The sequence below is a fragment of the Bradyrhizobium sp. UFLA06-24 genome, from assembly GCF_054967145.1.
In genome coordinates this window covers 1-25,347 of sequence record NZ_JADFUE010000017.1, presented here as the reverse complement: position 1 = coordinate 25,347, position 25,347 = coordinate 1, and the positions used below count along the sequence as shown (strand labels likewise).

Annotated in this window: 24 protein-coding genes and 2 pseudogenes; 10 read left to right on the top strand and 16 right to left on the bottom strand. The window is 64.7% G+C overall.

The features are described 5' to 3' along the window. Positions 1-102 precede the first annotated feature (102 nt). Positions 103-855, top strand: a complete 753-nt coding sequence (gene trhO, locus IF809_RS16005) for an oxygen-dependent tRNA uridine(34) hydroxylase TrhO (protein WP_462838011.1) — start codon at positions 103-105, stop codon at positions 853-855. Further along, positions 845-1,063, top strand: coding sequence for a SlyX family protein (locus IF809_RS16000; protein ID WP_462837993.1), 219 nt, complete (start codon positions 845-847; stop codon positions 1,061-1,063). Before trhO ends, IF809_RS16000 begins: the two co-directional genes overlap by 11 nt. A 3-nt stretch (positions 1,064-1,066) precedes the next feature. On the opposite strand, the gene IF809_RS15995 is transcribed toward IF809_RS16000, so the two are convergent. Together IF809_RS15995 and IF809_RS15990 are read right to left on the bottom strand one after the other, a co-directional pair. Continuing rightward, positions 1,067-2,971, bottom strand: coding sequence for a diguanylate cyclase (locus IF809_RS15995; protein WP_462837992.1), 1,905 nt, complete (start codon positions 2,969-2,971; stop codon positions 1,067-1,069). 172 nt (positions 2,972-3,143) lie between these two features. Further along, the gene (locus tag IF809_RS15990) at positions 3,144-3,359 is read right to left on the bottom strand and encodes a hypothetical protein (RefSeq protein WP_128967942.1); all 216 of its coding nucleotides are present in this window, start codon (positions 3,357-3,359) and stop codon (positions 3,144-3,146) included. 111 nt (positions 3,360-3,470) lie between these two features. Between IF809_RS15990 and hemE the strand changes: the two genes are divergently transcribed. Further along, entirely contained in the window at positions 3,471-4,505 is a 1,035-nt protein-coding gene (gene hemE / locus IF809_RS15985) for a uroporphyrinogen decarboxylase (protein WP_462837991.1), read from the top strand. 231 nt (positions 4,506-4,736) lie between these two features. Here the strand turns inward: hemE and ccoG are convergent, their stop codons facing one another. Genes ccoG through IF809_RS15965 form a run of 4 tightly spaced genes read right to left on the bottom strand, consistent with a single transcriptional unit; the run spans position 4,737 to position 8,339 of the window. Continuing rightward, on the bottom strand, positions 4,737-6,161 hold the full coding sequence (ccoG, locus tag IF809_RS15980) for a cytochrome c oxidase accessory protein CcoG (protein WP_462837990.1): 1,425 nt from the start codon (positions 6,159-6,161) through the stop codon (positions 4,737-4,739). 9 nt (positions 6,162-6,170) lie between these two features. Next, a complete protein-coding gene (locus tag IF809_RS15975) occupies positions 6,171-6,485 on the bottom strand; it encodes a metal-sulfur cluster assembly factor (RefSeq protein WP_462837989.1) in 315 nt (104 codons plus the stop codon). Next, the gene (locus IF809_RS15970) at positions 6,482-6,991 is read right to left on the bottom strand and encodes a DUF2249 domain-containing protein (RefSeq protein WP_462837988.1); all 510 of its coding nucleotides are present in this window, start codon (positions 6,989-6,991) and stop codon (positions 6,482-6,484) included. The genes IF809_RS15975 and IF809_RS15970 overlap by 4 nt, the downstream gene beginning before the upstream one ends. Positions 6,992-7,001: 10 nt before the next feature. Continuing rightward, positions 7,002-8,339 carry a hypothetical protein gene (locus IF809_RS15965; RefSeq protein WP_462837987.1) on the bottom strand — a complete coding sequence of 446 codons (1,338 nt, stop codon included), beginning with the start codon at positions 8,337-8,339 and terminating at the stop codon, positions 7,002-7,004. A 467-nt stretch (positions 8,340-8,806) separates the two neighbouring features. On the opposite strand from IF809_RS15965, the gene IF809_RS15960 reads away from it, so the two are divergent. Both IF809_RS15960 and IF809_RS15955 read left to right on the top strand, forming a co-directional pair. After that, entirely contained in the window at positions 8,807-9,787 is a 981-nt protein-coding gene (locus tag IF809_RS15960; protein ID WP_462837986.1) for an ABC transporter substrate-binding protein, read from the top strand. Position 9,788: 1 nt separating this feature from the next. Continuing rightward, positions 9,789-9,988: pseudogene (locus IF809_RS15955) on the top strand (transposase); the annotation flags it as partial. Here IF809_RS15955 and IF809_RS15950 read toward each other — a convergent pair. Then, positions 9,989-10,462, bottom strand: coding sequence for a GntR family transcriptional regulator (locus IF809_RS15950; RefSeq protein ID WP_462837985.1), 474 nt, complete (start codon positions 10,460-10,462; stop codon positions 9,989-9,991). It abuts the pseudogene before it with no gap. 141 nt (positions 10,463-10,603) lie between these two features. Here IF809_RS15950 and IF809_RS15945 point away from each other — a divergent pair, with 141 nt between their 5' ends. Continuing rightward, entirely contained in the window at positions 10,604-12,250 is a 1,647-nt protein-coding gene (locus IF809_RS15945) for an L-lactate permease (RefSeq protein ID WP_462837984.1), read from the top strand. A 12-nt stretch (positions 12,251-12,262) separates the two neighbouring features. Further along, positions 12,263-13,417, top strand: coding sequence for an alpha-hydroxy acid oxidase (locus IF809_RS15940; RefSeq protein ID WP_462837983.1), 1,155 nt, complete (start codon positions 12,263-12,265; stop codon positions 13,415-13,417). A 153-nt stretch (positions 13,418-13,570) separates the two neighbouring features. Here the strand turns inward: IF809_RS15940 and hemC are convergent, their stop codons facing one another. From hemC to IF809_RS15925, 3 genes are all read right to left on the bottom strand, one after another. Beyond that, positions 13,571-14,551 (bottom strand): hydroxymethylbilane synthase, encoded by a 981-nt coding sequence (gene hemC / locus IF809_RS15935; protein WP_462837982.1) that lies wholly within the window; start codon positions 14,549-14,551, stop codon positions 13,571-13,573. A 105-nt stretch (positions 14,552-14,656) separates the two neighbouring features. Next, entirely contained in the window at positions 14,657-16,282 is a 1,626-nt protein-coding gene (locus IF809_RS15930; RefSeq protein WP_462837981.1) for a GMC family oxidoreductase, read from the bottom strand. Positions 16,283-16,337: 55 nt separating this feature from the next. After that, complete coding sequence (locus tag IF809_RS15925) at positions 16,338-16,928, bottom strand: TetR/AcrR family transcriptional regulator (RefSeq protein ID WP_462837980.1); 591 nt, start codon at positions 16,926-16,928, stop codon at positions 16,338-16,340. Between the two features lie 100 nt (positions 16,929-17,028). On the opposite strand from IF809_RS15925, the gene IF809_RS15920 reads away from it, so the two are divergent. Then, positions 17,029-17,394 carry a nuclear transport factor 2 family protein gene (locus tag IF809_RS15920; RefSeq protein WP_453980211.1) on the top strand — a complete coding sequence of 122 codons (366 nt, stop codon included), beginning with the start codon at positions 17,029-17,031 and terminating at the stop codon, positions 17,392-17,394. Positions 17,395-17,410: 16 nt separating this feature from the next. Here IF809_RS15920 and IF809_RS15915 read toward each other — a convergent pair whose 3' ends face one another. The 4 genes from IF809_RS15915 to pgm form a co-directional block, all read right to left on the bottom strand. Beyond that, entirely contained in the window at positions 17,411-18,391 is a 981-nt protein-coding gene (locus tag IF809_RS15915; RefSeq protein ID WP_462837979.1) for a PDR/VanB family oxidoreductase, read from the bottom strand. A 10-nt stretch (positions 18,392-18,401) separates the two neighbouring features. Further along, on the bottom strand, positions 18,402-19,154 hold the full coding sequence (locus IF809_RS15910) for a GntR family transcriptional regulator (protein WP_128967956.1): 753 nt from the start codon (positions 19,152-19,154) through the stop codon (positions 18,402-18,404). A 4-nt stretch (positions 19,155-19,158) separates the two neighbouring features. After that, complete coding sequence (locus IF809_RS15905) at positions 19,159-20,208, bottom strand: aromatic ring-hydroxylating dioxygenase subunit alpha (RefSeq protein ID WP_164938841.1); 1,050 nt, start codon at positions 20,206-20,208, stop codon at positions 19,159-19,161. Positions 20,209-20,493: 285 nt separating this feature from the next. Then, the gene (pgm, locus tag IF809_RS15900) at positions 20,494-22,140 is read right to left on the bottom strand and encodes a phosphoglucomutase (alpha-D-glucose-1,6-bisphosphate-dependent) (protein WP_462837978.1); all 1,647 of its coding nucleotides are present in this window, start codon (positions 22,138-22,140) and stop codon (positions 20,494-20,496) included. Between the two features lie 280 nt (positions 22,141-22,420). Between pgm and IF809_RS15895 the strand changes: the two genes are divergently transcribed. Continuing rightward, on the top strand, positions 22,421-22,807 hold the full coding sequence (locus IF809_RS15895; protein WP_128967958.1) for a c-type cytochrome: 387 nt from the start codon (positions 22,421-22,423) through the stop codon (positions 22,805-22,807). A gap of 198 nt (positions 22,808-23,005) precedes the next feature. After that, a complete protein-coding gene (locus IF809_RS15890; protein ID WP_462837977.1) occupies positions 23,006-24,163 on the top strand; it encodes an acyltransferase family protein in 1,158 nt (385 codons plus the stop codon). A gap of 59 nt (positions 24,164-24,222) precedes the next feature. Here the strand turns inward: IF809_RS15890 and IF809_RS15885 are convergent, their stop codons facing one another. Together IF809_RS15885 and IF809_RS15880 are read right to left on the bottom strand one after the other, a co-directional pair. Then, positions 24,223-25,107 carry an aldose 1-epimerase family protein gene (locus IF809_RS15885; protein WP_462837976.1) on the bottom strand — a complete coding sequence of 295 codons (885 nt, stop codon included), beginning with the start codon at positions 25,105-25,107 and terminating at the stop codon, positions 24,223-24,225. 99 nt (positions 25,108-25,206) lie between these two features. Then, positions 25,207-25,347, bottom strand: a pseudogene (locus tag IF809_RS15880) (UDP binding domain-containing protein); the annotation flags it as partial.

The following is a 25,347-nucleotide window of genomic DNA, read 5'->3' as shown; positions in this document are numbered from 1 at the left end:
ATGCGGGCAATGTTGGCATACCAGGAAGATGGCTGCCATCCGCTGGGAATAGAGCTGTTGGTTGCGGGTTTTCTGGGCGCCCCCCGCCTGCTAAACGGACGCATGATCTACAAGGTCTGCGCCTTCTACCAATTCGCCGCCGTGCCCGATTACCGCGAGCTGCGTGAGCCGCTGCGCGCGTTCTGCGCCGATCTGTCCCTCAAGGGCAGCATTCTGCTGGCCGAGGAGGGTATCAACGGGACCGTCGCGCGCGCGGGCGAGGCCATCGACGCCTTCGCCCACGAGCTCGCACACGGCGGCATGCTCGGCGGCAGGCTGAACAATCTCGAATTGAAATACTCGACTGCGGAGGCGATGCCGTTCGGCCGGCTCAAGGTGCGGCTGAAGAAGGAAATCGTCACGCTTGGCGATGTGGCCGCTGATCCGACCCGGCAAGTCGGCACCTATGTCGATGCCACCGAATGGAACGCGCTGATCGCCTCGCCCGACACGCTCGTCCTGGACACCCGCAATGCGTTCGAGGTGGCGATGGGAACGTTCGAAGGCGCGGTCGACCCCGAGATCAAGAGCTTCGGCGAGTTCAAGGATTTTGCCGCTGAAAGGCTCGATCCGGCGAAGCACCGGCGGATCGCGATGTTCTGCACCGGCGGCATCCGCTGCGAGAAGGCGAGCGCGCATCTGCTGGCCCGCGGCTTTGCCGAGGTCTATCACCTCAAGGGCGGCATCTTGAAATATCTCGAACAGATTCCCGAGGCGCAGAGCCGCTGGCGCGGCGAATGCTTCGTGTTCGACGAGCGCGTTGCGCTCGGTCACGGATTGCGCGAACGGGATAAGGGGCACCCACGTGACGAATGAGATCAAAGCGCTCGCCGAGCGTATCGACACGCTGGAGACCCGCCTCGCCTATCAGGACGACACGATCGAGACGTTGAACCAGACCATCACCGCGCAATGGAAGCAGATCGACGCGCTGACACGGCAACTCGCGCAGCTCAGCGAGCGCCTGCAGGAGGCCGAGGCCAACGCACCGGGCCCCATCAACGAGCGGCCGCCGCATTATTAGGGATTATTGGCCAGCCGCCTTGGGCAGTAGGTTCGTGACCTCGCCGGACATCACCAACTGGTCGCGGCCGGCATCCTTGGCGGCGTAGAGCGCCCGGTCCGCAGCTTCCACCAGCGATCCCGTGCCCGCGGTGCGTTCGAAGGCCGGCCGGCAGGCCGCACCGCCGACCGAGACGGTGACGCAGGAAGCGGCCGGATTGGAAGCATGGACCAGACCTGCATCGTGAACAGCGCTGCGGATCCGCTCGCCGACCTGGGCGCAGCCGGCGGCATCGGTGTTCGGCAGCAGCATGGCGAATTCCTCACCGCCATAACGCGCCGCGAGATCGCCGACCCGCTGCGTCTCCGCCGCGATGATCTTCGCAACCACACGCAAGCAGACGTCGCCCGCAGGATGGCCATATTCGTCGTTGTAGGCCTTGAAGTGATCGACGTCGATCATCAGGAGGCCGAGGCTGGAACGGTCGCGATAGGCGCGCGCCCACTCTTCATTGAGCCGCTCGTCGAACCGGCGGCGGTTGGCAAGGCCGGTGAGGCTGTCCTCGATCGCGAGCGTCTCGAGCCTGGTCTCCAATTGCTTCTGCTCGGTGATGTCGCGCGAGATTGCCACCACGCCGTCGACGCTGCCATTGTCCTTGCGCGTGACGCGCATGGTCGATTCCAGCCAGACCTCGGACTTCTGCCGATGCACGTTGCGGTACGTGACCCGAGCTTCGTCCGTGTCGCCGCGCTTCATGGCATCGACGACGGCCTGGACGTGCGGCCGGTCCTCCGGATGGATGCCGGCGAGTGCGTCCGTGCCGATCAGCTGATTGGGGCGCCAGCCGACGACGCGGATGGACGAGGGCGAGACGTAGCGTAGCCGCTCGTCGAGCCCGATACGGGTGACCATGTCGCTGGAGCCTTCGGCCAGCAGTCGGAAATGCGCCTCCTTCTCGACTAGGGCCGCGGCCATGCGCTGGCCGCGCTGCAACTGCCGCACCAGCACCGCGCCGATGATCGCGATCAGCATCACCAACGCGACCACGTACAGCATGCGCGAGATCGCCGCGGCCCGCCATGGCGCCAGCAACGCATCCTTGTCGAGGGTGGCGATCAGGACGAGCGGATAGCGGCCGCTGCGCTTGAAGAAGCTGACGCGTTCGGCGCCGTCCAGCGGGGACTTGAAGTGATAAGCGCCGCTCGACTGTCGCAGGCTAATATCGCGAAACAGCGGCCCGTCGCCGACATTGCGGCCGACGAACTTCTCGTTGTTCGGGGTTCGCGCGATGATCATGCCATCGCCGTATGTCAGCGTCACCGAACTGTTGCGACCGATCTCGAACTGCTCGTAGAAATGCGATAGATAGCTGGAGCCGATTGCCGCGAGCACCACGCCGCCGAAGCTGCCGTCAGGCTTGTTGAAGCGGCGCGACAGGGTCACAACCCATTCGCCGTCAACGAGGCTCTTTACCGGACGACCGACAAAGGCCTCGCGATTGGACGAGAGCTGGTGGTGGCGGAAGAAGGCGTCGTCGCTGAGCGTCGAGGCGGTCGTGCCGGGCGAAGTCAGCCAGTTGCCCTGATCGTCGATGATGGCGAGGCTGTGGACGCGCTCCATCGCCTTCTTGCGCGCCTCCAGCAGGGTGCGCAGCTTGGCAATCGTGGCGGGATTCGCGCTGTCCATCTCCAGCCGGCTGACGACGCCGACGACGCCCGAATCCAGTAGATCAAGACTGTCCTCGGCATGCTGCGTGAGCGAGCGCGCGACATTCGCCATCTCGGTCTCGGCGCCCTTGAGCACCGCGTCCCGCGTGGCCCATTCGCGCCAGCCGCTGACGCCGAGGATCGCGACGCAGGTGAGCACGACGAACGCCGCCGCGCGCAACGGCAGGCGGCTCCATCCGGCTCTCTGAGAGGCGATGCTCATGCGGCAGAAAATCTCCAATATCCGGAAATTCTGCCGCTTCTCTTATTGAACCCTGAAGCGCCTGTTGAGATTCGCTATCATCTACGGGTTTTTCCGTACTCCTACGGACCGGCCTCTGCGCAAATCACTAACAAGGTCTTAGCAAGACTGTCGGAAACCGGCGAGCCGCCCGCTAGCTGAAGATCGACTTGACCTTGTCCCAGAGCGAAGGATGGTCGGCCTCCGCGTCAGCCTTCGACGGCGTCGGCTGCGCGGCGCTGACGGGATCGGATGCGGGGAAGGTATCTTCCAACCCGGTATCGAGCTTGGCGTGACGGTCGGCCGCGAGCGCTTCGCGCAAATCGTCTGCGTGCTTGTCGTGGGGCGCGGGATTGAATGTCTGGGCCATGGAATTCCTCCTCCACTGGCAAGGGCAACGCGGCGCTTTTGCGCTGGTTCCCCTGTTCCGCTCCGGCCTCTCACGGTGTATCAGGAACCTTGAACTGCATCAGGATCACTCGTGCCCCAGTCTGCGACAAAACCCCTCATCGACGTGCTCTCCGGCCAGCGGCAAACCATCCCGCCGATGTGGATGATGCGGCAGGCCGGCCGCTATCTGCCTGAGTATCGCGAGGTGCGCGCCAAGGCCGGCGGCTTCCTCGATCTCTGCTTCAATCCGGAGCTGGCCGCCGAAGTCACGCTGCAACCGATCCGCCGGTTCGGTTTCGACGCGGCGATCATCTTCTCCGACATCCTGGTGATCCCCTACGCGCTCGGCCGTTCCGTCCGCTTCGAGGTCGGCGAAGGTCCCCGGCTGGAGCCGTTGGACGATCCGGCGAAAGTCGGAACGCTCGCCGCGCAAGCCGATTTCGCAAAGCTCCAGCCGGTGTTCGAGGCGCTCAAGATCGTGCGCGGCGCGCTCGATCCCAAGATTGCACTGATCGGCTTCTGCGGCGCGCCGTGGACGGTTGCGACCTACATGGTCGCGGGCCAGGGCACGCCGGACCAGGCACCGGCGCGGATGATGGCCTACCGGCATCCCAAGGCATTCTCCAAGATCATCGACGTGCTGGTCGAGAACTCGATCCAATATCTGCTGGCGCAACTCGACGCCGGCGCCAATGCCCTGCAGATCTTCGACACCTGGGCCGGCGTGCTGCCGCCGGCCGAGTTCGCGCGCTGGTCGACCGAGCCGACGCGCCGCATCGTCGAAGGCGTGCGCGCCAAGGTGCCGGATGCCAGGATCGTCGGCTTCCCCCGCGGAGCCGGCGCGCAATTGCCGGGTTACGTCGAGGCGACCGGCGTCAACGGCGTCAGCATCGACTGGACCGCGGAGCCCGCCTTCATCCGCGAGCGCGTGCAGAGCCGCGTCGCGGTGCAGGGCAATCTCGATCCGCTGGTGCTGATCACCGGCGGCGATGCGCTCGACCGCGCGGTGGACGACGTGCTGGCGAATTTTTCGCAAGGGCGCTTCATCTTCAATCTCGGCCACGGCATCCAGCCGGAGACGCCGATCGCCCATGTCGAGCAGATGCTGAAGCGCGTGCGTGGCTAAGAATCCGTCCCCTCAGGGGGTGGACAGAAGACCGCGAAAACAACCCCATGCACAGTACAAATCGTTGAAGAATTTCGCCTCGCGCCCTTATTCGCCCTTTCCGAATATGGTTTGACACGTCGGGCAAAACAGGCGCATATTGCCATCATTACCCGAGTGGCCGTTGGCGTTCGGTCGTGCGGCTCAACGCAGCGAATTTCGAGATGAACTCGGGGATCTTCATCGGACGCGTCAGCGCTCGATGAAGCGGTCCGTGGCAGAGAGCGCGCGACCGGTCTCGTCGCGGGCCGTGAACACGACGTCGCGTTGCTCGGCGTCCGCTGCGGTCAAGGTCACCCGCAGAGATTCCGAGGCGTCGGCGCCGACTTCGATCGGAGAGAGGTCGTCGTTGCCGACGATCGAAAGCTTTCCGTCGATGCCGCTGACGGACAGCGTGTAGCGATGAGCGCTCGACGACTTGTTGAGGAGCTTTACCGTGTAGGCATTGCGCAGGGAGCCGTCCGACAGGCGAACGGCGACGGGATCGCGATCGTGCTGGACCGACAGGGTCGCGGTGGTCTTCGTCGCGAACGCAACGCCGATCGTTCCAGCCAGCGCAAGGCAGGCCGCCGAAAGGCCGAGCGTCTTCGGCCGCAGCAGACGGTTGCGCGGAGGTTCCTTGCTGCGCCCCCGTTCGATGTTGGCCCAGCTTTCGTAATCGATCAGCCCCCGCGGGCGCCCGAGCTTCGCCATCACGCCGTCGCAGGCATCGACGCAGAGGCCGCAATTGATGCAGGCGAAGTTCGGACCCTGCCGGATGTCGATCCCAATCGGACAGACCGCGACGCACTGGCCGCAGTCCACGCAATCGCCTGCCGTCTCGCCCCGGAGGCGCAATTCGGCGGCCTTCTTCGCGGAGGTCCGCTGCTCGCCGCGGTAGTCGCGATAGTTGACGGTATAGGCCTCGGGATCCCAGATCGCGCCCTGCAGGCGCGGCCAGGGGCACATGAAAGTGCAGACCTGCTCGCGCGCAAAACCCGCAAGCCCATACGTCGTGCCCGTGAACACCGCGATCCAGGTCAGGGCGTTGGCCGACACATTGCCGACAGCCAAGTCGCGCAGCAGCTCAGGCGCATCGGTGAAGTAGAAGATCAGCGTGCCGCCCGTCGCTAGCGCGATCAGAAGCCACGCCGCGTGCTTGGCAACGGTCTGGACAACCCGCTTGGGCGTGAGGGGCGCTCCGATATTCTTGAGACGCTGGCGTCTGTCGCCTTCGATCAGGCGCTCGACCAGCAGGAACAGATCGGTCCAGACCGTCTGGGGACATGCGAAGCCGCACCAGAGACGGCCCGCCAGCGCGTTGGTGAGGATCAGGATCGTCGAGGCGAGCACCAACAGGCCCGTGACCAGATAGAGATCCTGAGGCCATATCTCGACGAAGAACGCGTAGAGGCGCCCGTTGGCGAAGTCGAGCAGCACGGCCTGGTCGGGCGCGTTCGGTCCACGATCCCAGCGGACGAACGGCGTGACGTAGTAGATCGACAAGGTCAGCAGCAAGATGGCCCATTTGATCCTTCGGATGGGACCTTTGACGGCCTGCGGTACGACGGGCGAGCCGGCTGCAGCAGCTGCCCTGGCCCGCGTCCTCGCGTGATCGATCTCGATAGTGATGGCCATAACGCGCGATCAATTCACTGCAGCGAAGCCGAGCGAGGCCCGAACGGCCGGCTCGATGAGGTCGGGGGTCCAGGCCGGTTCGAAGGTCATCGCGACGTCGACGGCAGCGACCCCTGGCACGGTCGATGCCGCCGCCTCCACGCCTTCCTTCAGGAAGGACGTCGCGGGACAGCCCCGCGTCGTCGCGGTCATCGTGATGCGGACCGCCCCATCTTCCACCGCGATGTCGTAGACGAAACCGAGATCGACGATGTTCTCGCCCAGTTCGGGATCGATCACGACGCGCAGCGCGCCGCGGATGTCCTCGAGCAACCGGTCCGTCATGATGGCGCCCTCACGGTCAGTTCGTAGGTGGCGCCGTCAGGTCTGAAGCCACCGAGCCAGCGAAAGCCCCGCTTCTCGAGCTGCGGAAACAGGAATACCGGCTCCCGTCGCAGAAGAGACGACAGCGTCTCGCCGGGACCGAGCTTTTCCGCCGCAGCGAGAATCCTGACCATGGGCTCGGGCGGATCGAGGTCGCGGTTGTCGAGTTCCACGACCGGTTCGGGCCAGGGGGCGAAGGGCGAATTGCTTGCGGCGATCGGTGTGGTTTCCCGCTCGGCCCCGACAGGCGTGAACAGCACCTCCCATTCGCCGCCTTCGAGTTCGCTTGCCGAATGAGCAAAACCCTTGTCGGCCATGACGGCGAACAACGGCACCGGCTTGAACGGCGCGTAGAGTCGAAGACCCTGCCCTTGCTGGAGACGACCGACCGCGGCCATGATGACCGAGAACGGCTCGCCACCGGCACGCAGGATCGGACGGGCATCGACATCCAAATAGTCGGTCATTGCGGTCTCCTCAGGTTTTGGCGAACAAAAGATGCGGCGCGACGGCGCCCGCCGGCAGGCGCAGCGGCAAGGCGACGTCTTCCAGACGCCGGATTCGAATGATTTCGTGGATGATGCCGACGACCCCGACGGTCATCGCGGCCGCGGCCATCCGGAACGCGCCCGGCTGTGCCGCCAGCAGAGCAAGCGTCCCCATCCAGACGGAGACGTAGTAGATCGCGAACCACTTGGTCGCCCTGCTTTCCGCGACCAGGTCCTGGACGCGCGGCGTCGGCGCGCGTCCCATCACGGGTCCGTAGGTCTCGAGCCAGGTGAGAAACGCAACGATCTTGTAGAGCTTGGCCAGCACCAGCCCCGACAACCAGCCGAACGCCGCCAGGAAGGCAAAGGCGCCCAGATGCAGCGACAGCGTTCGCGTCGAGACGAGCGCTATTCCCAGCAGCCCCGTTGCCGCCAAGCTGGCGAATGACAGCATCGCCATCCGCATGTTGAGCTCGAGCTGACGCCGCTTGCGGGCACGGAAGATGCCGGCAAGATCCCGACCGTAGAGAGCGGCGCAAGCCAGGCCGAAAACCGCGGCGATCGAGAGCACCATATTCAGCCCCAGTTCGAAGCCGATCGCCGCGGCTCCGCCGCCGACGGTCGCCGCGACCGCGAGCGCGCCGGCGGCGAGCGTCAGGCGGCTCTTCCGATCCTCGACGTCAGGCGCCAGCATGAACATGGACAGCAATCGGTAGCTGACGCCCATCGCCGTCAACGTCAGCCAGCCGCCGAGCCCGGCGATGGCATGCAGCGGGATGCCCCGCGCCAGGACAGCATCGCCGATCCGCCCCGCCCATCCGGCCAATGCGAACGCGAACACCGCGCCGAAAGCGGCCGTCGCGCAAAGAGAGGCGAGGCCAACCAGGACGAATCGTGCCGGTCCCGACGGCCGCTGCCAGGCCGTCAGACCGAGGTCGACCACGATGAGGCCGAAGCCGACAACCAGCAGCACGGCCCCGAGCGGCAGAAGCCATGGCGCGGAAGGCAGGCGGGCGCCTAAAGCCATGAACCCGGCGAGCAGCGAAACCAGTCCCGCCGTCACCAAGGCCAGGGCAGGCAGCGCCCATCGTTCGCAGAACAGAGGCTGAGCCACCAGGACAGGGACGAATTGGAAAAGCGCTCCGCACATCGCGATGCTCAACCAACCGATGCAAACAACATGCACCAGAACGAGCGTGTCCGGTGCTGCGAGATCCGCCGCAGGGTGTCCGATGCCCGCGACCATCAGCGCGAGCGCAGCCAGCAGCCAGGTCAGCGCCGCCGCGAAGTAGGTCATCGTCCATCGGGAAATGCTGCCGCCGATCATGATCGTCTCGTCATCCCAGCGTGAATTGCGACGCGATTAGTCGCGCTCATGCCGCACGTGGGCGTTCCGGGTTCCATGACAAGGAGCCTACCCGGACGGGTCGCCGAGATGTTTGTGATGTCGCAAAGAAACCAACATATCGCAGCGCGATATGGCGGAAGCACCTCTGGAGTCCGGCAAATGCCTGGGCGCGGAGTGATGGTCTATCTTTTCGACGCGACCTTCATTCTCGCGCTGGCGTATCCGCTCCTGATGCTCTTTGCTGGGAAAGGCAGACGGCGAGGCAACTAACGTCCGCTTCGGGTCGGCGGCGTGGTTTGATCAGCGGTGGGGCGCTCCCGCCGGACATCTCGCCGCGACGTCCTACCGGAAGCGATGGGCCATGTGTGGACGTTTGCCTATCAGAATCCGCGTGGTAATCAGAGAAGATGGTTTTGTCGCATTTGCTCGATAGGAGCCAAGCAGACATGGACCGACGCAGTTTTGTCCGCTCCATCGGTTTCGCGACCTTGACCTGGCCGATGGCAGTTCGAGCCGAGACGTCTCGCAGACCGGCGCGGCTCGGCATTGTCAGCATTGGCGGACCAACCGCGGATATGACGGGTCCGCTTCCCCGCAACCGTACGGTGCGCGCATTCTTACGCGGAATGGCGGAGCTAGGTTACGTCTTCGGGCGCGATTTCGTAACCGAAGCGCGCGGCACGGATGCCCTTTCGACGCTGCCCGAGCTTGTCCATCAGGTCGACATGGTCGTCGCCACTGGCGGCGGTACGGTGCTATCCTCTCTCAAAGAGACAACGCACACTATTCCTATCATTATGACGGCCGCACCCGATCCCGTGGCCCAAGGCTACGCGCAGGGACTTGCCCGGCCGGGAGGAAATTTCACCGGCATGAGTCTTCAAACCTTGGAGCTGACCGGCAAGCGTCTGCAGATCCTCAAAGAACTCGCACCAGCCGCGCAAGTTGCGGCGGTCTTTTGGGATCCGACCAATCCCGAATTGTGGCCGGCAGCTCAAGCATTCGGCCAGACGCAGGGTTGGAAAATGGTGTCCGTAGAGATTCGCGATTCGTCGGAGATCGAGAAAGCCTTTAAGGTCGCCCTCGACGCGGGCGTTGGGGCGATCCTAGTTCCGGCCTCCGGAGTTCTCTTCAGCCGCGGTAGCCAAATTGCACAATTCGCGGCGCAGAGCCGCATCCCGGCAATTTACGAGCTGAGGCCTTTTGTTGATGCCGGCGGACTCGCCTCTTACGGAGCCGATATCGAAGATATCTGGCGACGCGCGGCAACTTACGTCGACAAAATCATCAAGGGCGCTCATCCCGCAGAATTGCCAATCGAACAGCCCACCAAGTTCGAGCTGGTGATCAATGCCCGAGCAGCAAGAGCGCTCAGCCTGACGTTGCCGCCCTCTATCCTGATACGCGCCGACGATGTGATCGACTGAAAAGACGCGTGGCATTCCTCGGGTGAACGACCATCCTGTCCTCAATGGCATGTTCTGGTCTCGCCCTCTGGAGCCCCTTGGCGTGATCTGCCCGACATATTTGGTCCGTACGCCACCCGCTACAACCACTCCGTTCGTTGGCGGCGGCCTGGCGTTTGCGGCAGCATCATCGGCGCGCTTGCCGCTGCCCGTGCAGCCTCATCACGCGAGGAAGTCGCTGCGATTGACCCGGCTGAGCGACGTTTCGAGCCTGATATCGTCGCGCCTGATCTCTTCGACGGTCTCGAAGGTGAAACGGATGTGCTCGGCCGCCGCCGCTTCGGCTTCCTTGGTCTTGCCTGCGATCACCGCATCGGCTAGCGCGAGATGTTGCTCCAGCAGCTGGTCGCGGACGCCCTCGCGCAAATAGAGCTGCGCGCGGCTGTAGAAGATGTTGTTCCGCAACAGGTCGGCAAGCGCGCGCATGACGTGGAGCAACACCACATTGTGGAACTGGGCGACGAACGTCCCCGAGCGGGTGGTCGCGAGCAGCCCGCGCCTTTCGAGGATTTGCAGCGCCTCGCGCAGCGAGGGCCGCGAGATCTCCAGCTTTTCGGCGAGATCCCGCTCGGCCGCGAGCTTTTCTCCGGGCCGCAACACGCCCTCGAGGATCAGCTTCTCGATGTGGTCGGCCATCGCTTCCGCGATTTTCGGGGTCCGGACGACGTTGCTCCAATTTTGGTAAAACAATTTTACCATATTACGCATCGGACAATATAGATGCCCAAGACCGTGAACCAGCGCGGCGGCGGATGAGGACAACGTGAGGAGATTTTCGTGGCGTGGACGCAGGTTTACGATCCCTTCAACAACCCATGGCTCTCGACCGCCGCGGCGGCGCTGCCTGTCATCGTGCTGCTCAGCGCGATTGCGATCTTCGAGATCAAGGCGCATTGGGCGGCGGCCATCGGCCTCGCCACCGCACTCGGCGTTGCCGTGTTCGGGTTCGGCATGCCGGCGGGCATGGCCGGAATGGCCGCGATCTACGGCGCAGGCTTCGGGCTGCTGCCGATCGGCTGGATCATCATCAACATCATCTTCCTCTATCAGCTTCTGAACGAGAAGGGCGAGTTCGCGGTGCTGCAGCGTTCGGTCTCCTCGATCAGTGACGATCGCCGCCTGCAGCTGCTCTTCATCGCGTTTTCGTTGGGTGCGTTCTTCGAAGGCGCCGCCGGGTTCGGCACGCCGGTTGCGGTCACCGCCGCAATGCTCATCGCACTTGGCTTTTCACCGCTCGCCGCATCCGGCCTGTCGCTGATCGCCAATACCGCGCCGGTCGCCTATGGCGCGCTCGGCACGCCCGTGATCGCGCTCAGCGCGGTGACCGGGCTCGATCTCCAGCAACTGAGCGGAATGATTGGGCGGCAGCTGCCGTTCTTCTCGCTGCTGTTGCCGTTCTGGCTGATCTGGGCCTTCGTCGGCTTCCGCCGGATGCTCGAGATCTGGCCGGCGATCCTGGTGGCCGGCGTCTCGTTCGCCGTTCCGCAATATCTGGTGTCGAACTTCCATGGCCCGTGGCTGGTCGACGTGATCGCCGCGGTGGTGTCCATGGCAAGCCTCGCGCTGTTCCTGCGGATATGGCGGCCGATGCATGTGATGAAGGAGATGCCGGCGCGCTATGGCGCCCCCCTGTCGGACGAAGCTCCCGCCGGCAAGAGCACGAAGGCGGCGGTCGCCAAGGCATGGACGCCCTGGCTGATCTTCTCGGCCTTCGTCTTCGCCTGGGGCACGCCGCAGGTGAAGACCTGGCTCGACGGCATCTGGGTCGCCAAGTTTCCCGTCCTCGGGCTGCACAACCTGGTGCAGAAGGCGCCGCCCGTCGTCGCCAAGCCGGTCGCGGAGGGGGCGGTCTATGTGCTCAATCTGCTCTCGGCGGCCGGCACCGGCATCCTGCTGTCGGCGATCATCTCGGGCCTCTTGGTCGGCTACGGCCCGTTCAGCCTGATCCGGATGTATGCGCGCACGCTCTATCTGACACGCTATTCGCTCGCGACCATCGCCTGCATGCTGGCGCTCGGTTTCGTCACCCGCTACTCCGGCACGGATGCCACGCTCGGGCTCGCCTTCGCCAAGACCGGAACGCTCTATCCGTTCTTCGGCGCGCTGATCGGCTGGCTCGGCGTTGCGCTGACGGGGTCGGACACGTCCTCGAATGTGCTGTTCGGGGGACTCCAGCGCATCAGCGCCGAACAGATCGGCGTGAGCCCGGTGCTGATGGCCGCCGCCAACAGCTCCGGCGGCGTCATGGGCAAGATGATCGATGCGCAGAGCATCGTGGTCGCGTCCACGGCGACCAAATGGTACGGCCACGAGGGCACGATCCTGCGCTTCGTCTTCTTCCACAGCTTCGCGCTCGTCGTTCTCGTCGGCATCCTGGTGCTGGGCCAGGCCTATCTCTGGCCGCTCAAACTGCTCGTGCCCTGAACGGAGACCGCGATGCGCTTGTCACAGTGTCACAATTTTCATGACTTCCGTCGGCTGGCGCGTCACCGGCTGCCGGGGCCGATCTTCGACTACATCGACGGTGGGGCGGACGATGAGGTCACCCACCGCCGCAACACGGCGAGCTTCGAGCAATGCGACCTCGTGCCGAACGTGCTGCGCGGCGTGCAGGAGGTCGACCTCTCCGTCACCGTCATGGGTCAGAAGCTTGCGCTGCCGTTCTATTGCTCGCCGACGGCCCTACAGCGCCTGTTTCATCATCGGGGCGAGCGCGCCGTCGCCGCGGCGGCGGCGCGCTACGGCACCATGTTCGGCGTCTCCTCGCTCGGCACGGTCAGCCTCGAGGAGCTGCGCAAGGCCCATGATACGCCGCAGATCTATCAGTTCTATTTCCACAGGGATCGCGGCCTCAATCGTGCGATGATGCAGCGCGCAAAGGACGCCGGCGTCGAGGTGATGATGCTGACGGTGGACAGCATCACCGGCGGAAACCGCGAGCGCGACTTAAGGACAGGATTCAGCATCCCCTTCCGTCTGACGCTCGCCGGCATGCTCCAGTTCGTGATCAAGCCGCAATGGGGCATCCAGTATGTGACGCACGAGAGGTTCAGGCTGCCGCAGCTCGAAGAGCATGTCGACATGAGCGGCGGCGCGGTGTCGATCGGCCGCTATTTCACCGAGATGCTGGATCCGTCGATGAATTGGGACGACGTCGCCGAGATGGTGCGAAGCTGGAACGGCCCGTTCTGCCTGAAGGGGATCATGTCGCCCGCCGATGCGCGCCGCGCGGTCGAGATCGGCTGCGCCGGGATCGTCCTGTCGAACCATGGCGGCCGGCAGCTCGACGGCTCCCGCTCGGCGTTCGATCAGCTCGCGGAGATCGTCGACGCCGTCGGCGATCGCATCGACGTGATGATGGATGGCGGCATTCAGCGCGGAACCCACATCCTCAAGGCGCTCTCGCTCGGCGCCAAGGCTGTCGGCCTTGGGCGATCCTATCTCTATCCGCTGGCAGCGGCCGGACAGCCCGGGGTCGAGCGGGCGCTCGGCCTGTTGCGGGCCGAGCTCGAGCGCGACATGAAGCTGATGGGATGCACCTCGCTCGGCCAACTCTCGCGCGCCAATTTGCGCTTCAAGTCAGCAGCGTGAAACGCCGGCGCCCACAGGAGGGGTAGGGTCATCGATTTGAGCGGCGCGCGGGCTCAGACCGTTCGTCTCGTGGGCTTGTTGTTTGCGCATGATCTTTTCGGAAAACCGCCGCGCACTTTGCGCTAACGCGGCCCTCCGGGTCCGGATCCTGCTTTAGCGCGGCCGGCTGCGCTCAATGATCTCGGCGGCGCCCTTGCCGAGCAGATCCAGTCCCACGGCACGGCCGAGCTCGCGCGGGCGATCGGCGGGACCTGCGCGCGAAGCTTCGATGATGGTGTTGCCGGACAGGTCGAGCACGGAGGCGGTGAGCGACATCTGATCGCCCGAGATGGTCGAGAAACCGGCCACGGGCGAATTGCAGTGGCCGTTGAGCACCCACAGCACCTCGCGCTCGGCATCGGCGCAGGCATGCGCCGTGGGATCGTCGATCGACGACAGGATCTTTCGTGTTTGCCAATCCTGCGCGGCGCATTCGACCGCGACGATGCCCTGCCCTGCCGCTGGCAGCATCTCCGTCGCGGTGAATTCGTAGGCGATGCGGCTGGCGAGCCCGACGCGATCGAGACCCGAGCGCGCCATGATCAGCGCGTCCGCGGGACCCACCGCGCCGCCATCCGGCAGGCGCTGCATCTCGCGATTGTCCAGCTTGCGCACCCGCGTGTCGGCGGCGCCGCGGAAGTGGATCACCTCGACATCCGGAAACAACCGCCGCGCGTAGGCGGCGCGTCGCACCGCGTTGGTGCCGATCTTGAAACCCTTGCCCTTCGACTGGCGCAGCGCCTCCAGCGTGACGCCTTCGCGCAGCACCAGTGCATCGCTGGGCGGATCGCGCGACAGGGTCGCGCCGATGACCAGGCCGGGCGTGTCCTCATTCCCAGGCATGTCCTTCAGCGAATGCATCGCCGCCTGCAGTTCGCCCGCAATCACCGCGGCGCGGATCTGCGCCACGAAGGCGCCGCCCTTGCCGCCATGGGGCAACAGCTTGCTGGTCTGGTCGAGATCCCCCGTGGTGTCGAACTTGACGATCTCGACGTCGAGACCTGATACCGCTGATGTCAGGCGGCGCGCAATCTCTTCCGTCTGGGCCAGCGCCATCGCGCTCTTGCGGGTGCCGATCTTGAATCGTGGTGCCAAGTCGAGAGTCCTTTTCGAAACGCGCGCCGCTTTGTTGAGCACGATCTTGTCGGAAAACCGCTTCGCACTTTGCGCTAACGCGGCCCTCCGGGTCCGGATCATGCTTTACCGCGCATCCTCCAATATCATGTCGGAGGCCTTTTCGGCGATCATGATGATCGGCGCGTTGGTGTTCCCCGAGACGAGGTCCGGCATGACGGAGCCGTCGACGACACGAAGGCCGTCGAGCCCCCTCACCTTCAGCCGCTGGTCCACCACCGCGAGCGCGTCGTTGCCCATACGACAGGTCGAGGTCGGATGATAGATGGTGCTGCCACGGTCGCGGCAATAATCCAGGATCTCGGCGTCCGTCGATACCTTCGCGCCGGGATCGTATTCGCCGGCCACGAACGGCTTCAGCGCCGGCGCATTCAGGATCCTGCGCAGGATCTTGATGCCTTCGACATTGGTGGTGCGGTCGGTCTCGGTGGACATGTAGTTGATCCGGATCTCCGGCGGCACGGTCGGGTCCGCGCTCCGGATGCGCAGGGAGCCGCGGCTCTCGGGGCGGAGCTGGCAGACCGAGGCGGTGAAGCCGGAGAAGTCATGCAGCCGTTCGCCCATCTTGTCGGTCGAGAACGGCAGGAAGTGGACCTGGATGTCGGGTGACGCCAGCCGCGGATTGGTCTTGAAGAACGCGCCCGCGGTGCCGGCGGCGATCGTCAGCCAGCCTTTCCGGAACAGCGCATAGCGCGCGCCGGCGAGCGTACGGCGCAGCGGATGATTGACGGTGTCGTTCAGCGTGATCCTCTGCGAGCAGCGCATCACGATGCGGACCTGCATGTGGTCCTGGAGATCGTGGCCGACGCCTTGTGCATCCAGCACCACGTCGATGCCGTGCTTGCGCAAGAGGTCGGCGGGGCCAACGCCGGAGAGCTGCAACAGCTGCGGCGAGTTGTAGGCGCCGCTCGACAGCACGACCTCCTTCCGTGCCCGCACGCGGCGCACGATTGCGCCCTGGCGGTACGCGACGCCAACCGCGCGGCGCCCCTCGAACAGCACGCGCTGGCCGAGCGCCCCGGTCTCGATCTTGAGATTGCTGCGTGTCTTCGCGGGGCCGAGATAGGCCACCGCCGTCGAGGCGCGGCGGCCGTTGCGCGTCGTGGTCTGGAACAGGCCGACGCCCTCCTGCGTGGCGCCGTTGAAATCGGGATTGTAGGGCAAGCCGGTCTCGACGGCGGCATCGATGAAGGCCTTCGACAGCGGATCGGTCACCACCATGTTGGAGACCGGCAGCGGCCCGCCGGTGCCGTGATATTGGTCGGCGCCGCGGGCCTGGTTCTCGGCCTTCTTGAAATAGGGCAGCACGTCGTCATAGCCCCAGCCGGCATTGCCGCGCTGGCGCCAGCGATCGTAATCCTCGTGCTGACCGCGCACGTAAAGCAGGCCGTTGATCGAGCTCGATCCGCCCAGCGTCTTGCCGCGCGGCTGGAACACTTGCCGTCCCTTCAGCTCGGGCTCCGGCTCGGTCTGGTACATCCAGTTGACGGTCTTCTCCTTGAACAGCTTGCCGTAGCCGAGCGGCACGTGGATCCAGATGTTGGAATCCTTCGGGCCGGCCTCGAGCAGCAGCACGCTGTGCTTGCCGCCCGCCGACAGGCGGTTGGCGAGCACGCAGCCGGCCGAGCCGGCGCCGACGATGACGTAGTCGAACTCGGGATCATCAGGCGTGAGGGAGGAGGTTGCGGTCATGCGCGGCTGTTCTTCTTGTTGGGTCGTGGGCGTTTCCGGTCTGTGACTAGCACAATCATGCGCGCAGGCGCAGGGCTTCGACCAGCGACTTGAACGCACGGGCATATTCCGCGCCCGCCCTTGCGATATCAGCGCGCCCGGCGCAGGCCACCGCGGCCTCCGTCACCGCGCCGAGCAGCAAGCGCGCCAGCGGCTCGACCGGCTGCTTGGCGATCAGGCCGGCCTCCATGGCTATCGAAAGCGCGCGCGGCATCTTGCCGCCAAAGTGCCTGGCGTCGATCTCGCGCCAGCGCTCCCAGCCGAGCACCGCCGGTCCGTCGCGCAGGATGATCCGGCCGGTCGGCCCCTTGGCGGTCGCGGCAAAGTAATGCTGCGTGCCGGCGACCATCGCGGCCAGTACGTCCTTCTCGGTGCGCGCGGCGCTGTCGATCTCGGCAACGAGATCGCGCGAGACGGAATCGAACACGGCTTCGAACACCGCCTCCTTGGTCTTGAAGTGATGATAGACCGCGCCCTTGGCGATGCCGGCGCCTTCGGCGATCTCGTCCATGGTGGAGGCGGCAAAGCCCTGGGTTCCGAACAGCCGGCGCGCCGCCGTCAGGATCGCCTCCGATGTCGCCGCCCGCCGTTCCGCCTGTTTTGCCATGGCTTCCGTCTAATCCAATTCGGCGCGAGCGACCAGTTGACTTTTCGACCATCAGTCGGTATTTACCGACCAACAGTCGGTTTTAATCGTGAGGTCCGCCATGCCAAGTCGTGACATCGTCGAAGCGTTTGCGAGGCACCTGGAAGCCGGAGATTTCGTCGGCGCGATCGAACGATTCTATACGCCTGACGCCGCTACGTACGAGAACAACGCCGTACCGACGGTCGGACGGGATAAGCTCGCAGCCAAGGAGCGCGGCGTGCTGGCCGCGTTCAAGGAGGTCAGGGCCGTGCGCATCGGGCCGAGCCTGATCGAGGGCGACAACGTCGCCTCACGCTGGGTCTTCAGCTTCACCAATGCGGAAGGCATCACGCGCACGCTGGAGGAGATCGCCTGGCAGACCTGGCGCGGCGACGAGCTGATCGAGGAGCGGTTTTACTACGACCCGAAGCAGCTCGGGCGATAACTCCCGTTACGGTCGTTCAGACCGCATCCGCGCGCAGCAGCGTATCCACCGTGATCGTGCCCCGTGCGCGGGAGACGCAGGCGCAGATCTTCTGGTTGGTCTCCTTCTGGTGATCGCTGAAGAAGACGTCGCGATGGTCGATCTCGCCGTCGACGGCAACGACATCGATGGCGCAGAGGCCGCATTCGCCGCGCTTGCAGTCGGAGATCACCTCGAAGCCGCTGGCGTTGAGCACGTCCAGCATCGAACGCTCGCGCGGGATCTCGAGCTCGACGCCGGCATCCTTCAGGCGCACACGAAAGGTTTCGGTCGGCAGCGTGCCGCTGGAGCCGAAGGTCTCGTAGCGAAGGTCCGTCAGCGGATGGCCGGCACCGATCCAGGCGTGGCGCGCGGCATCGAGCATCCCCATCGGGCCGCAGAACAGCGTCAGCGTGCCCTCAGGCAGCGAGGCAAACAAAGCGCCGAGATCGAGCCGCTTGCCTTCATCGCCGGCGTGAACGACCATGCGCGCGCCGAGCGCCTCATTGAGATCATCGAGATAGGCGGCATCCGCGCGACTGCGCACGGCATAGTGCAGCGAGACATTGGCGCCGCGGCGCGCCAGCACCTGCGCGGCGCCGAGGATCGGGGTGATGCCGATGCCGCCGGCGATCAGGCAATAATTGTCGCGTGCCCAGTCCATTGCGAGAAGCGAGGCCGGCCGGGTGATGTCGAGCCGCGCGCCCGGCTGCAAAGACCACATGTAACGCGAGCCGCCGCGGGAATCCTCGGCACGGCGGACCGCGATCCGGTAGCCTTGCGGCGAGGCTTCGCCGACCAGCGAATAGGACCGCGTCTCCGGCTGCCCGTCGATGGTGACGCTGACATTGATGTGGCTGCCGACCGGATAGGCTGTGCCATCGAACCGGTCGGGTTTGATCAGGAATTCACGGATGCCGGGCGACAGGTCGCGGGTCGACACCAGCGTTGCCGGAATCCAGGTTTCGATGAAGCGCATGGCGTTGCCCTCAATCGGTTGCGGTCTTGATCAGCGCGAGCGCCGGCAAGAGGTCGAGATGGGTGCGGTTGCGTAGCGCGAGGCGCAAATTGCGCACCGCGAGCCGCGCATGCTCGCGCATCACCGCTTCCGCGCGCGCCCCCTCGCGGTTCTCGATCGCGTCGATCACGACACGGTGATGCTCCTGCCCGATGATCAGGATCTGCTGCGCCTCGGGCAGCGCCGATTGCGCCATCACGAAGCCGCTTGGCGAGGCGAACGGCAGGGCGGAGGCGCGGTCGATCTGCCGGATCAAGGGCGGACTGCGCGACAGTTCGGTGAGCAGCGCGTGGAAGCGCGCGTTCAGCGTAACGTAGGACGAGAAAGCCTCGATCGAGATCGGCACCTGGTCCAGCAGCTCGTCGATGGCAGCGAGGCACTCCTTCAGCGGCTCGAGGTCGCGCGCGGAGACGCCGCGCTCGGCGGCGAAGCGTGCGGCGAGGCCTTCCAGCGTACCGCGCAGCTCGATGGAATCGGAGATGTCGCGCTCGGAAAAGGCCTTCACCATGAAGCCGCCGGAAGGGATCGCTTCCAGCAGCCCCTCCTCCTCCAGCCGCACCAGCGCCATGCGCACTGGCGTGCGCGAGGCGCCTGTCGTCTCCACGGCCTGGAGCTCGGAGATGCGTTCGCCCGGACGCAAGGAGCCATCCAGGATCTGTTCGCGCAACGCCAGTTGCGCCTTCACCGTCTGCGAGACGGAGCGGTCGACCTCACGTTCGGCCATGTCCCTACTCCGCGGCCTGGAGGTGCTTCGGCGGGTTTTCCTTCGCCACCATCTTGTCGATCAACCTGCGCGTCCACATCGCGCCGGCGTCGATGTTGAGATTGTAGAAGATGCGATCCGGATTCTCGTCCATCGCGCGCTGCTGCGCCTCGAGGATGAGCTCGTCCTCGCGGAAGATGCCGGAGACGCCTTCGCGGATTTCGGTGGTGATGCGCTGCTCGCCGATCTGGTAGTTGCGAACGAATGCCCAGAAATAATGGCAGGTCTTCTCGGTCTCCGGCGTGATGGTGTTGAGCACGAAGCCGTTGACGCCCTGCGAGCGGTCGCCTTCGGGCGCGCCGGTGCCCGCCGGGGCCACGCCGACGTCGATGGCGATGGTGCATGGCGCCTCGAAGCGGATGATCTGCCAGCGGTCGACGGGGCCGGGCTTGCCGAGCTGCTTGGCCCAGAACGGCGGCGGCTCGATGTTGCGCATCCAGCGCGTCACAGTCACGGTCTTCTCGCCGTGGGTCACGTCGAACGGCGCTTCGGCGACCGCGTCATTGCCGATCGAGGAGCCGTGCACGAAGGTTTCGTGGGTGAGGTCCATGAGATTGTCGAGCACGAGGCGATAGTCGCAATTGACGTGAATGGTCTTGCCGTCGCCCGCCCACGCCGGATCGTGGTTCCAGTGCATGTCGGGGACGAGCGCGGGATCGGCCAGCGCAGGATCGCCCATCCAGAGCCAGATATAACGATGACGCTCGACCACCGGATAGGCGCGCACGCAGGCCGACGGATTGATGGTCTCCTGCGAGGGCATGAAGGTGCAGCGGCCCTGCGCATTGAATTTCAGGCCGTGATAGCCGCAGACGACGGTGTCGCCTTCGAGCCGGCCCTTGGACAGCGGCACCAGCCGATGCCAGCAGGCATCCTCCAGCGCGGTCACCGAGCCGTCGGCCTTGCGGTACATCACGATGTGCTTGCCGCAGATCGTCCGCGGCAACAGCGCCGGCTTCACCTCCGCGTCCCAGGCCGCGGCGTACCAGGCATTCATGGGAAAGGGTTTTGTCACTGGCGATCTCCCGCGGCTCATGTATGCGTTATGTATACAATAACGGAAGGAAAGGATTGTTCAAGCCGGATTCGTGACGTATCTAAATACCGATTGCCGGTCGAATGTATACATGAATAGCTGAGGATCGTTCCCCGCGAAAGCGGGGAATCCAGTACTCCGCGACGCTCATTGGGTTCACAATTGGAGCCGCGGCGTACTGGATCACCCGCTTTCGCGGGTGATGACACCTTTTGATGCGGCGAGTCCTCCTTTGGAGGCAGTCCCGGTGCTTCGGCTCGAGCCCTACGCCCCGAACACCTTCCCCAGCCCGGCCTGAGCCTCTTCCTGAATCTTCTTCAGGTGATCGGTGCTGCGAAAACTTTCCGCGTAGATCTTGTACACATCCTCCGTCCCCGACGGCCGCGCCGCGAACCAGCCGAAGTCGGTCTCGACCTTGATGCCGCCGAACGGCTGCCCATTGCCGGGCGCCTTGCTGAGCGTCGAACGGACCGGGTCACCGGCGAGGTCCTTCAAGCCGAGTTGCTCCGGCGTGACGGATTTCAAGATGGTCTTCTGCGGCCCGGTCGCGGCGACGTCGATGCGGGCGTAATGCGGCATGCCGAACTCGGCCGTCAATTCATTGAAGAGCTGGCTCGGATCACGGCCGGTCTTGGCCATGATCTCGGCAGCGAGCAGGCCGAGAATGATCCCGTCCTTGTCGGTGGTCCACACCGTGCCGTCGCGGCGCAGGAAGGATGCCCCTGCACTCTCCTCGCCGCCAAAGCCGAAGCTGCCCGTGAGGAGGCCATCGACGAACCATTTGAAGCCGACCGGCGTCTCTACCAGCTTTCGGCCGAGTTTTTTCGCGACCCGATCGATGATCGAGCTCGACACCACGGTCTTGCCAATCGCGGCATCCCTGCTCCAGTTCGGACGGTGCGCGAACAGATATGAGATCGCGGTCGCCAGATAGTGGTTGGGGTTCATCAGCCCGCCGGTGCGCGTGACGATGCCGTGACGATCGGCGTCGGTGTCGTTGGCAAAGGCGACGTCGAAGCGGTCGCGCATCGCGATCAGGCTCGCCATCGCGTAAGGCGAGGAGCAGTCCATGCGGATCTTGCCGTCCCAGTCCACCGTCATGAAGCGGAAGGTCGGATCGATCGCCTCGTTCACAACGGTGGCCTTGAGGCCGTAGCGCTCGATGATCGGATGCCAGTAGTGTACGGCGGCGCCGCCGAGCGGATCAATGCCGATATTGACGCCGGCGGATTTGACCAGATCGAGGTCGACGACGCTGCCGAGATCGGCAACATAAGGCGTGATGTAGTCATAGGCGTGGACGTTCGACGATTTCAGCGCCTTGCCATAGTCGATGCGCTTCACGCCCTTGAGGCCGTCCGCAAGATAGGCGTTGGCGCGCTTTTCGACCACACCGGTCACGTCGGTATCGGCCGGGCCCCCATGCGGCGGATTGTATTTGTAGCCGCCATCCTCGGGCGGATTGTGCGAGGGCGTGACGACGACGCCGTCGGCGAGGCCGCTTGCGCGGCCCTTGTTGTAAGTGAGGATCGCGTGCGAGATCACAGGCGTCGGCGTGTAGCCGCCGTCCTTGTCGATCATGATGTCGACGCCATTTGCAGCGAACACCTCGACCGCGCTGGCGAGCGCCGGCTCGGCCAGCGCATGGGTGTCGATGCCGATGAAGAGCGGACCGGTCAGCCCCTTCTCTTTCCTGTAATCACAGATGGCCTGCGTGGTGGCGAGGATATGGCCTTCGTTGAAGCTGTTCTTGATCGAGGTGCCGCGATGGCCCGAGGTCCCGAACGCCACCCGCTGCGCCGGGTCCGATGCATCCGGCCTGCCAGCGAAATAGGCGGTCACCAGCCTTGGAACATTGGCCAGCAGGCTCGGTGCAACCGGCTTACCCGCCGCGGGATCGACTTCTGCCACTTCAACTCTCCGTGCCTTCAAACGACAGTCTGGAGCACCATACCATCGGCCGGCCCGTCGCCAAGCGGCATGCCCGGCCGGACCGATGTCACACTCCGGTCAACAATCAACGCCGATCCCGCATCGGATGATCCATGGGCTCTCGTACTTTGGTCCCGGATATCGGTTGATACAGGACAAAGACGCCACCGCGCAGCGTGGGCACGCTGCATGCCGTTTGATCAAGCAGGCCGGGGGTTTGCAGGCATGCCTGCCGTCCCAGCGGGGGAGTGGATTTGAGATGACCGGACGTCTGATCTTCGTGCTGATGCTGTCCGTCGCCAATGCGATGTTGACCACCTCACCCGGCTTCGCCGCCGATGGCGATCCGGCCGCGGGCAAGGACATCTTCGCGCGAACTTGCGAGAACTGCCATGCGGTGGTGATCGGGGTGAACAAGGTCGGCCCAAGCCTCTGGAATGTCGTCGACCGCAAGCCCGCCGCCGTTCCCGACTTCGCCTATTCTGACGCCATGAAGGCCAACAAGCAGCCATGGACGGTGGCGGCGCTCGACACCTATCTCGCCGACCCCCGCGGCGACGTCCACGGCGTCAAGATGTTCTTCAAGGGGCTGCCGAACTCGACAGATCGGGCTAACGTCATCGCCTATCTTCAGACGCTGAAGTGAGCTGTCGTAGCCTGCGAGCGGGCCTCTGGCGGCGCCCGTTCGCCGACCACGCGGTCCGCAATGATCCACATCGCCCCGAGAATCATCCGGCGTAAAGCCTGATTAACGTAAAGAAAGGCTTCCGCTTCGGTTTGGCCAGTGCCGCCTCTATTCTTTTGCATCGCAAGCGCGAGAGAAACGCGAACACGGAGCGGCGTGATGCAAGGGCAGGCCCGGTTGGTTGCCGGACGAACCGATACGGGCGCCACGCCGTTCGGACGTTCGCACAGCCTCGACTTTCTGCGCGGCCTTGCCATCGTCGGCGTGATGGCGATCCATGTTTCACAATCCTTTCCGTCAAACATCCACGCCGTCGATTACGCCTTCATGTGCGGCTGGACCGGCGTCAACGTGTTCTACTTCGTCAGCGCCATGACGATGTGCCTGATGTGGACGCAGCGCACCGAGGCGAACCCGACGCGCAAATTCTACATCCGCCGCTTCCTGCGCATCGCCCCGCTGTTCTGGCTCGCGATCCCGGTCTATCTCGTCATCAACGGCACGGGGCCGAGCTACAATGCGCCCAACGGGATCGGCCCCCTCCAGGTGATCCTGACCGCGACGTTCTTGCATGGCTTCTGGCCCGACAGCGTCAACAGTGTCGTGCCGGGCGACTGGTCGATCGCAGCCGAGATGATGTTCTATCTCGTCTTCCCGCTCGTGATTTCAGCGTTCGGATCGCGACGGCGCCTGTATCTCGGACTGGCGATCGTGCTGCATCTTGTCAACGTCTGCCTGTTCAAGCCGTTCGCCTTCGCGCTGTTCTCGGCCTATTACGGCCCCGGCCACGAGGCGTTCGTCTGGAACGCGCTGCACATCAGCTTCCTGAACCAGCTGCCTGTCTTCCTGGTCGGCTGCGCGCTGTTCTTCGCCTTGCGCGACGGCTTTGCGAAGTCGGACGCTGCGATCCTGGCCGGCTTCATCGCGCTCTCGTTCATCGCCAATCGCGCGACCGGCTCGCATGAGTTCAACTATCTCGTGATCAACCTCGTGCTCGGCGCATGCGTGTTCTGGTGCATCCGTCTTGCAGCCCGCTTCCGACCGCTCGAGGCGCTCGGCCGCAACTCCTATTCGATGTACCTGTCGCATTTCGCGGTGATCTTTGGCCTGCGCCAGATCTGGCCGTTCGTGGACGGGTTCGCGTCTCTGCTGCTCGCCTATGTCGTCACCGCTGCGCTGAGCTATCTCGTCGCGCGCGCGACCTGGCATCTGGTCGAGCGGCACGCGCTGGATCTGGCGCATCGCCTGACATCTTCCGGCTCGAGCCGCTCGCCCTCGCAACCAATCATCGTGGCGCCCGCGACAGGCATGCGCTGAGACCTATTCGGGTCGCCTCACCATCGGCGAGGACCTCACACCGACCGCGGTGCGGGAACCTAAGACGTCCCCACCTCGATCCGAAACGACAATTGCTCTTCGGCACCGGGCGCGATGTGCATCAGGCCCGGCTTGTCGCTGAACTCGCCGTCGAATCCTTTGGGGCTCGCATAGCCGCGCCAGGGCTCGATGCAGAGGAACGGCGCGCCTGTTGGTTTTGACCAGACGCCGAGTTCGCGAAAGCCGCGCCAGGACATTTCGAGCCAGGGACCGGTGCCGTCTGTGGCGGCATAGCGAACCCCGTGGCTGTTGACGGGGTCGAGGATGACGGCATCGCTCGCGAACAGGGCTTCGGACAACGGCAATACGGTGCCTCGGACTGGGCTCGGATCCGTTGCCGCGAGCAGGAGGCCATCTTCGACACGCCGAACCGGCGAGGGCTCCTCGTCCGTGAACGTCAGAGCGTAGCTCTCTTTCGGCACACCACCCTGAATCGGCCAGTTGAAAGCGGGATGGCCACCGAGCGACACGGGCAATGTCTCGCCGCCGGTGTTGACGACCCGAAGCGAGAGATCGAGCCCCGCATCTTCAAGCACATAGGCCGCCGTCAGCCGAAACGCGAACGGGTAGAGCGCGCGCGTCGCATCGCTGTCCTCCAGCACGAGCGAGCAGCGGCTTTCGCCACGCTCTGCCCACGCAAAGCGGCAATCGCGGGCAAAGCCGTGCTGGGTCATCCGGTAGGTCTTGCCGAGGTGCCGCATCTCGTCCTTGGCAAGGCGCCCGACGATCGGAAATAGCAGAGGCGCATGGCGCGGCCAGGCCGGGCCGGCCTGCCAGACGAACTCCGTGCCGTCCTTGTGCTTGAGCGAACACATCTCGGCGCCTTGCGCCTTGATGGTCGCGGTGAGATCACCACTGCGGAGCATGTGCGTGTCGTCGGTCATGGCAGTCTCCATCGGGGCCATCGCGACCGGATCATATCGCATCAAAAACGATTTCGCCCGCCTCGCGAAGAGGCGGGCGACGATCCATGCCGCAGAAGCTCAGGCCTGGGGCGACCGCCCCACGCTCTCATAGGTGAAGCCGGCGGCAGCCATGTCTTCGGGCCGGTAGATGTTGCGCAGGTCGACGATGATGGGCTGCGCCATGGTGGTCTTCAGCCGGTCGAGATCGAGCGCGCGGAA

Bases quoted from the DNA above. Each gene is read 5' to 3' on its own strand.
- trhO (WP_462838011.1), top strand. From the start codon at position 103: ATGATCTACAAGGTCTGCGCCTTCTACCAATTCGCCGCCGTGCCCGAT.
- IF809_RS15995 (WP_462837992.1), bottom strand. From the start codon at position 2,971: ATGAGCATCGCCTCTCAGAGAGCCGGATGGAGCCGCCTGCCGTTGCGC.
- IF809_RS15990 (WP_128967942.1), bottom strand. From the start codon at position 3,359: ATGGCCCAGACATTCAATCCCGCGCCCCACGACAAGCACGCAGACGAT.
- ccoG (WP_462837990.1), bottom strand. From the start codon at position 6,161: ATGGCCATCACTATCGAGATCGATCACGCGAGGACGCGGGCCAGGGCA.
- IF809_RS15975 (WP_462837989.1), bottom strand. From the start codon at position 6,485: ATGACGGACCGGTTGCTCGAGGACATCCGCGGCGCGCTGCGCGTCGTG.
- IF809_RS15970 (WP_462837988.1), bottom strand. From the start codon at position 6,991: ATGACCGACTATTTGGATGTCGATGCCCGTCCGATCCTGCGTGCCGGT.
- IF809_RS15965 (WP_462837987.1), bottom strand. From the start codon at position 8,339: ATGATCGGCGGCAGCATTTCCCGATGGACGATGACCTACTTCGCGGCG.
- IF809_RS15960 (WP_462837986.1), top strand. From the start codon at position 8,807: ATGGACCGACGCAGTTTTGTCCGCTCCATCGGTTTCGCGACCTTGACC.
- IF809_RS15950 (WP_462837985.1), bottom strand. From the start codon at position 10,462: ATGGCCGACCACATCGAGAAGCTGATCCTCGAGGGCGTGTTGCGGCCC.
- IF809_RS15940 (WP_462837983.1), top strand. From the start codon at position 12,263: ATGCGCTTGTCACAGTGTCACAATTTTCATGACTTCCGTCGGCTGGCG.
- IF809_RS15930 (WP_462837981.1), bottom strand. From the start codon at position 16,282: ATGACCGCAACCTCCTCCCTCACGCCTGATGATCCCGAGTTCGACTAC.
- IF809_RS15925 (WP_462837980.1), bottom strand. From the start codon at position 16,928: ATGGCAAAACAGGCGGAACGGCGGGCGGCGACATCGGAGGCGATCCTG.
- IF809_RS15920 (WP_453980211.1), top strand. From the start codon at position 17,029: ATGCCAAGTCGTGACATCGTCGAAGCGTTTGCGAGGCACCTGGAAGCC.
- IF809_RS15915 (WP_462837979.1), bottom strand. From the start codon at position 18,391: ATGCGCTTCATCGAAACCTGGATTCCGGCAACGCTGGTGTCGACCCGC.
- IF809_RS15910 (WP_128967956.1), bottom strand. From the start codon at position 19,154: ATGGCCGAACGTGAGGTCGACCGCTCCGTCTCGCAGACGGTGAAGGCG.
- IF809_RS15895 (WP_128967958.1), top strand. From the start codon at position 22,421: ATGACCGGACGTCTGATCTTCGTGCTGATGCTGTCCGTCGCCAATGCG.
- IF809_RS15890 (WP_462837977.1), top strand. From the start codon at position 23,006: ATGCAAGGGCAGGCCCGGTTGGTTGCCGGACGAACCGATACGGGCGCC.
- IF809_RS15885 (WP_462837976.1), bottom strand. From the start codon at position 25,107: ATGACCGACGACACGCACATGCTCCGCAGTGGTGATCTCACCGCGACC.